At 62.2% G+C, this 7,155-nt stretch carries 5 protein-coding genes; 2 read left to right on the top strand and 3 right to left on the bottom strand.

All coding sequences use genetic code 11. From position 1 onward, the window contains the following. Window positions 1-914, bottom strand: a 914-nt coding sequence (locus D6877_RS00965; protein ID WP_130909568.1) for a LysR family transcriptional regulator, incomplete at its 3' end; no start/stop codon positions are given. A 54-nt stretch (window positions 915-968) separates the two neighbouring features. Beyond that, window positions 969-1,943, bottom strand: coding sequence for an MBL fold metallo-hydrolase (locus tag D6877_RS00960; RefSeq protein WP_241662828.1), 975 nt, complete (start codon window positions 1,941-1,943; stop codon window positions 969-971). A 244-nt stretch (window positions 1,944-2,187) separates the two neighbouring features. Between D6877_RS00960 and D6877_RS00955 the strand changes: the two genes are divergently transcribed. Beyond that, window positions 2,188-2,619: an AraC family transcriptional regulator gene (locus D6877_RS00955; protein ID WP_130909566.1), complete on the top strand. Its 432-nt coding sequence runs from the start codon at window positions 2,188-2,190 to the stop codon at window positions 2,617-2,619. 134 nt (window positions 2,620-2,753) lie between these two features. After that, window positions 2,754-5,678 carry a winged helix-turn-helix domain-containing protein gene (locus D6877_RS00950; RefSeq protein ID WP_130909565.1) on the top strand — a complete coding sequence of 975 codons (2,925 nt, stop codon included), beginning with the start codon at window positions 2,754-2,756 and terminating at the stop codon, window positions 5,676-5,678. Here the strand turns inward: D6877_RS00950 and D6877_RS00945 are convergent. Beyond that, the gene (locus D6877_RS00945) at window positions 5,643-7,115 is read right to left on the bottom strand and encodes a winged helix-turn-helix domain-containing protein (RefSeq protein WP_130909570.1); all 1,473 of its coding nucleotides are present in this window, start codon (window positions 7,113-7,115) and stop codon (window positions 5,643-5,645) included. The genes D6877_RS00950 and D6877_RS00945 overlap by 36 nt on opposite strands. Window positions 7,116-7,155 lie beyond the last annotated feature (40 nt).

Here is a 7,155-nt window from a genome sequence, read left to right as displayed (position 1 = left end):
GGAATATCCAGCGGCGCCGCCATGAACTGGCTGATCCGCGAGCGCAGCCATTTCTCTGCCGGGTCGTTGTCATGCACCCCGCTCCACGCCATCGACAATTGCGCCGCATCGATCGGGAAAGGCGGATCTTCGGCGCGCAGCGCACAGCCTTCGACCAAGGCACAGGCAGCGTAATCCGGCACGGTGGCGATCATGTCGGTTCCGGCGAGCAAGGCGCGCAAGCCGCTGAACTGCGGTACACCGAGGACCACGCGGCGGCAGCGACCGATCTTGGCCAGATCCAGATCGATATTGCCGCTCAGGTCACCGGAGAACGACACCATCGCATGCGGACGCGCGCAATATTCGTCCAGCGTCAGTGGCCCCGGACGGTCGTCGCCGCGCAGGACTTTGCAGGGAATGTCGCGCAGTTTTTTACGCTTGGCATTGGCCGGCAGATCGGTGGTGTAGCTGACGCCCACGGAGATTTCCCCCGAAGCCAACAACGCCGGCATCAACAAGTAATTAGCCCGGCGCACCACCACGACAATCCCCGGCGCCTCCTGTTGAAGCTGGCGCAACAGCGGCGGAAACAGACCGAACTCGGCGTCGTCCGACAGTCCGATGCGAAACACATCGCTACTGCTCGCCGGTTCGAATTCCTTGGCGCGGCTGACTGCGCCGGAAATCACATCCATCGCCGGTTGCAGTTCCTTGAGGATCGCCAATGCCCGCGCCGTCGGCTCCATGCCGCGACCGTTGCGCAGCAGCAATGGGTCGTCGAACAGATCGCGCAAGCGCCCCAGCGCAGCACTGACCGCTGGCTGGCCCATGAACAGTTTTTCGGCAACGCGGGTCAGGTTCTTTTCGAACATCAACGCTTCGAAAATCACCAGCAGGTTCATGTCGACGCGGCGCAGATCGTTACGGTTCATGGGCGTGGTTTCCTTATCGGTGTCAGACGCTTTTTGCCACTGGCGCTGGGCACTTTACTCGATCAACGGCACTTTCGCCGCGCGTTTGTAAGGGCCGTACTCCACCGGCACCCACTGGAAATGTTTGCCCTCGGCGGCGATGTGGCCGATGCCCGGGAACGGCAGATGCGCTGCCGTTACCCAGGTCTTGCTCGCTGCTGCAGCACTGAACACTGCCTGCCGACTGGCGATCGCTTGCTGACTGTTGACGTCGAAACTGATCGACACTTGCGGGTGCAAGAACTGCACCGCGAGGTTGTGCACCAGATCGCCCATGAACACGATGCTCTGCTGCTGCGACGTGAAGCGGTAAGTGGTGCTGCCCGGGGTGTGCCCGGCTTCGAGGGTTGCTTCGACCAGTCCCGGCAGTGGTGACTGCCCGGCGGCAAAAGTCTTGAAGCGACCGGCGGCAACGTAGGGCGTCGTAGAGTCCTGGGCTATCTTGAAAAACTCTTTGGCGCCGGCCGGAGCCTTGACCAGTGCTGCCGGATCAAGCCAGTAATCGGCCTCTGCCTTGGCCGCATAGACGGTGGCATTGGCGAACAGCGGCTTCTTCTCTGCATCGACCAGACCGCAGACGTGATCGAGGTGCAGGTGGGTCAGCAAAATTGTGTCGACCTGCTCAGGCTTGTAACCGGCGGCCTGCATGTTGGCCGAGAGTTGGCCTGCGGTGGCGCCGATGCACTGCCCTGCGCCGGTGTCGACCAGAATCAGTTGTGTGCCGGTGTTGACCAGAAAGGCATTGAACGCCGTCTGCACGCCCGGGGTTTCAATCGAACGCCGTGCGAGCAGCGCGTGAATCTGACTCTGGCTCATGCCCTGCAACAACTTCGGCGACAAATCGTTGTAACCGTCGAACAACGCGGTGACTTCGTAATCGCCCACCGCCAAGCGGAAATAACCCGGCGCCTGAGTGCCCACCTGCGGTGCCTGCGCCATCGCGCCGGACATTGCCAGCATGACCGCCAGAGTCGTTGCTGCTTTCATCATGCCTTTCATTGCATTCCCCCTGAACCTGGCCAACGGCGGCCGCGCTTTGTCGACATCGTCGCGCAAAGCGCCGGGCGCTGACTTGCAAGGATGTGCTGAGTTCCAGCCTTTGCGATGAAATTAACAACGATTAACTCGTCAGCCTCACGCCCTCACCCAACAATGAAGCCCTCTGCGCAGCGTTGCTTTTTTGACCTGAGGGAATGCGCCGACCGTGTATTCCCCACCGACACGGACCTTGGCCATGGCTTATCTACAGCAAACCGTCGCCCTCGCCCCTGCTTGCGAACCGCGGAAAAACGCGACTGGCGGACTCAGTCCACAGCGCGAACGCCAGATCAAACAGTTGATCCTCGAGCGCTTGGGCGAAAGTCTCGAAGTGGCTGAGCTGGCCCGTGCCTGCTCACTGTCACGCAGTCACTTCTCACGTGCATTCAAATGCAGCACCGGCCTGTCGCCACAGGACTGGATTCGCGCCCAGCGTCTGGCCCGGGCCAAGTTGCTGATCCAGCACACCGACCTCAGCCTGACGCAGATCAGCCTGGAATGCGGCTTCTGCGATCAGGCGCACTTTTGCCACATGTTCACCCGCAGCGAGGGCATCAACCCTTTCGCCTGGCGTTGTCGAGTCATGGGCAAACTGAAAAACAACGCAGTGCAGCCTGCGCTGTTGTGACTGCTGCCGTTACGCCACCCGTTGCACTGATGCCAAAACCTGAGGATTATGCCCGGACACCCCGGATCAGACGGCCTGCGCATGCGCCAGGCACTGGTTCGCCCTGTCCGCCGCACTACCGCAGGAGCGCGCTGTTGAGTTTTTCCCCGAATCAGGCCATTGCGTTTGGCCCCTATCGGATTCATCCCGGGCAACGACTGCTACTTGAAGGCCAACAGCCTTTGCGCCTGGGACGGCGGGCGATGGATATCCTCCTGATTTTGCTGGCCCACGCCGGCGAGGTGGTGAGCAAGCAGCAATTGATGGCCGGGGTCTGGCCAGACAGCGTTGTCGAAGACATCAACCTGCGCGTGCACATGGCGGCCCTGCGCAAAGCGCTTGGCGACGGGCAGAACGGCCAGCGCTACATCGTCACCGTGGCGCAGCGCGGCTACAGTTTTGTCGCACCGATTCTGCTCGACAACATCGAACAAAAGCCTGCGGTCGCCGTTGCAAGACACAACCTGCCGCTGCGGCGTACGCGGATGATCGGCCGCCAGCCGGTGGTCGATCACTTGATTGCGCAACTGCCGCGCCGACGCTGCATCACCCTGATCGGCCCTGGCGGCATCGGCAAGACCACCGTCGCCCTGCGCGTCGCCGAACAATTGCTCGGCCAGTATCGCGACGGCATACGCCTGGTGGACTTGGCACCCCTCGCCGATCCCGCGCTGATCGGCTCGCACCTGGCGACACTGCTTGATCTGTCCGCGCCGGAAGGTGATGCGCAAGCGTGTCTTGTCGATGGCCTGCGTGATCGGCAAATGCTGCTGGTAATCGACAACTGCGAGCACTTGATCGATGCAGTCGCCGCGCTCAGCGAGCAGATTCTGCGGGGGGCGCCAAAGGTGCATATCCTCGCGACCAGCCGCGAGAGCCTACGCGCTGAGGGCGAATTCGTGCAGCGTCTGGAATCGCTCGAATGCCCGTCCTTGTTGACCCCGATGGATCCGGCCCAGGCGCTGGGCTTTGCTGCGCTGCAACTGTTTGTCGAGCGCGCGACCGCGGCGCGGGAAAGCTTTCAACTGAGTCGCGCCGAGCTACCGCAGGCGATCGAAATCTGCCAGCGTCTGGACGGCATCCCGCTGGCGCTGGAACTGGCCGCCGCGCAGGTCAGCGAATTGGGCATGGACGGATTGCTCAAGCAATTGCGCGAGGGGTTGCCGCCACTATCGGCCGGACACCACAGCAGCGCCGAGCGCCACCTGACCCTGCGCGCAACGATGGACTGGAGCTTCAACCTGCTCAACGCCTGCGAGCAAACCTGTCTGCGGCGACTGGGAATTTTCCGCGGCAGCTTCACCCTCGCCTCGGCGGCAGCGGTGGTCATCGGCCAACAGATCGACCCCGGCGCGGTGTTCACCGCTGTCACGCAACTTGTGGCGAAATCCCTGCTGAGCGTCGAAGTGGGTGACGAAGATGTTTTCTACCGCTTGCTCGACACCACGCGCCACTACGCACTGGAAAAACTCGAACAGGCCAACGAGCTCAGCGCAACCCGCCAACGCCACGCCGAGCGCTGCCTGACACTGATGCAGCAGGCGCAGGCGGATTGGGACAATACTCCAACTGTATTGTGGATGGAGCGCTATGCCAGGGGGCTGGAGGATTTGCGCGCGGCGCTCGACTGGAGCCTCGACGGCCCGGGACCGGATGAGCTGGGCGTGCAACTGGCAGCCGCGTCGGCACCGTTGTGGCAGGAGCTGTCGTTGCTGCGCGATTACAGCCGCTACGTGCGCCGGGCATTGAGTCTGCTGGAGGCTTCGCCAGCAGGCTCGCTCCTGCCGCCCTGCCCTCGCCTGCAAATCGCCTTGAAACTGGCGCTCGGCAGCGCCAGCTATCACACCTGGGGCGGCACGCCACAAACCATCCAGGCCTTCATCGACGCCTGCCGCTTAGCCGAAGAACACGGTGACGTGGCCGGGCAACTGCGTGCGATATCGGGGCATATGGCGGTCAATCTGAGTTGCGGGCATTACCGCATGGCGCTGGCGCAGAGTGAGCAATTTGATCGCATCGGCGTGCACGACGAGCCATTGCTGTCGCTGAGCACGCATCGCTTGCGCGTGCTGGCGTTGCATTATGCCGGCGACCAACCGCAGGCCCGCGTACATGCCGAGCAGGTGCTGCAACGCATGGCTCACAGCGGCCATCTCAATCGCTTCACCCATGGTTTCGGCGTGCAATACGACCAGAGTGTCGCCTCGCTGACGGTGTTGGCCCGAGTGCTGTGGCTGCAGGGTCTGCCCGAGCAAGCCTGGCGCGCCGCACGGCAGGCGCTGGACATCGCCGTGCAGATCAATCATGGCACTTCGATCTGCTACACCTTGGCGCTGGCCAGTTGTCTGATCGCCCATTACAACGGCGACGCCGCCAACGCCCGCGCGCTCGTGCAATTGTTGCTGGAGCAGTCGGAGAAGCATTCGGTGCTGCTGTTCAATAATTGGGGGCGGCAGTATGCGCAGGTGATCGATCCGGATAATGCCGCGCCCGTGTCAACGCAGAGCAGCGGTTTGATCAGGGAAGTGATGGTTACGCTGGATGAGCGCTTTGTCGATGATGCACTGGTGGAGCGCGCGCGCACCGGGGACGCGGGTTGGAGTGCAGCGGAGATATTGCGGGCACGGGCGGCGGTATTAGTGAAGGGTTCAGAGTGGCCCCTTCGCGAGCAGGCTCGCTCCCACAAGGGGTCGGTGTCGGGCGCAGATTCCGAGTTGTGCGCTGTTTCCTGTGGGAGCGAGCCTGCTCGCGAATCGGCCCTCTCAGACACCGCGGAAACCCAGCAAGCCGAACAAATCCTGCAACAAGCCCTGAATATCGCCAGAGACCAAGGCGCCCTGGCTTGGGAGCTGCGCAGCGCCACGGATCTCGCTCAACTGTGGCAGCGCCAGTCCCGCCATCGCCAAGCACTGGACCTGCTCACCCCGATCTACCAGCGCTTCACCGAAGGCTACGCCACCCCCGACTTGCGCAAGGTCCGCCTGCTACTCGACAGCCTGCGCGAGCAGTGCCTGGCCTGACGCATTGCGCGTGCGGCTGAGATAGCGCGCATGACGCTGTTGCAGTTCGAGCCTGTCGTCGCTGCGCTCAAAGCGATCACGAGCATAGCGGCGCACGGTGTTGAGCATCCAATAGCGCGCCGTTGCCCGGTTGGGTTCTTGAATGAGCAATGACTTGCGCGCCAACCCTTCGATAATTGCGCTCAACCTGGATCCCGCCAGATCCACGCTGCTGATCACGCTAAGTGCAGCTTCCAGAGTAAAGCCCGTGCTAAACACCGACAGACGCAGCAGCACCCGCTGTTCCATTTCCGTCAGATACTGGAAGCTCCAATCGATCGCAGCAGCCATCGACTGGTGGCGCGGTTCAGCGGTGCGCCGGCCTTGGCCAAGCAACTGCAAACCGTTTTCAACCTGTGCCTGTAAGCCAACCAGGCCCAGCGCGTCGATCTGCGCAGCGGCGAGCTCGATCGCCAGCGGCAGACCGTCCAGTTGGCGGCAGATTTCGCGCACACCTGGCAAATCCTGTTGACGCAAACTGAAGCCCTGTTGCCGCGCTCGCGCGCGATTGACGAACAACTGCACCGCCGGATAGCCCATGGCTTCCTCGACGGAGTTCAATGCCGAGCGCTTGGGAATCGCCAACAGCGGCACGTAATGGACGGTCTCGTGCGCGATGTTTAAGGCTTCACGGCCGGTGACCAGAATCGACAGGCGAAGCGCGGCATGCAACAGGGTCTCTACCAGAACCGCGCAACTGTCGCGCTGGTGATCGCAGTTATCCAGGATCAACAGGGCGTGCCGGCCGGTCAGTGTGAAAAAGTCTGTGTTCAGGGTGTGCAACAGGTGGTCGAGCAAGAGCTTGTCATCTTCGAGCCTGGCAAGGTCGACCCACCAGGCGCCATCACGAAAGTATTGCAGCAGCAACTCCGCCACGCGCAGTGCCACAGTGGTTTTGCCAACACCCGGCGCACCGGTAATGGTCATCAAGCGGCACACCGGCATTTGTCGAACCAGACCACCGATCAAGGCGTCGCGCCCACTGACTGGCGTCAATCGTGCCGGAAGATTGTGCAGGGGCGTGAGCGCGGCAGCGGGCATGGTCAGCGCATCACTGGTGCCCTGCTCCACCGGGGCGACAAAGCTGTAGCCGCACTGCGCCACGTGAATGATGAAACGCTGCCCGTTTATGCCGTCACCCAGTGCGCGGCGCAACGCTGCGATGTGCACCCGCAGGTTGATCTCTTCGACGACCGAGGTCGGCCATACCCGAGCAATCAACTGCTCTTTGCTGACCACCTCACCCGCGTGTTCGAGCAGCACCTGCAGAATGTCCATGGCGCGCCCGCCCATGCGCAGCGGCTGTTCTCCTTCGAGAACCAAGCGTTGGCGCACATGGAAAGCGTACGGGCCAAAACGCAGCACCGAACCTTGGCTTGTGTCGTTGTGATTATTCATGCCAAACATCTTGGCACTGTTGCGTGACGATACAACCGCC

Origin of the sequence: Pseudomonas sp. Sample_9 (assembly GCF_004307535.1) — a bacterium.
Lineage (GTDB): Bacteria > Pseudomonadota > Gammaproteobacteria > Pseudomonadales > Pseudomonadaceae > Aquipseudomonas > Aquipseudomonas mercuritolerans.
Note: the sequence above shows the minus strand (reverse complement) of the source record. Positions and strands in the feature narration are given on the sequence as shown.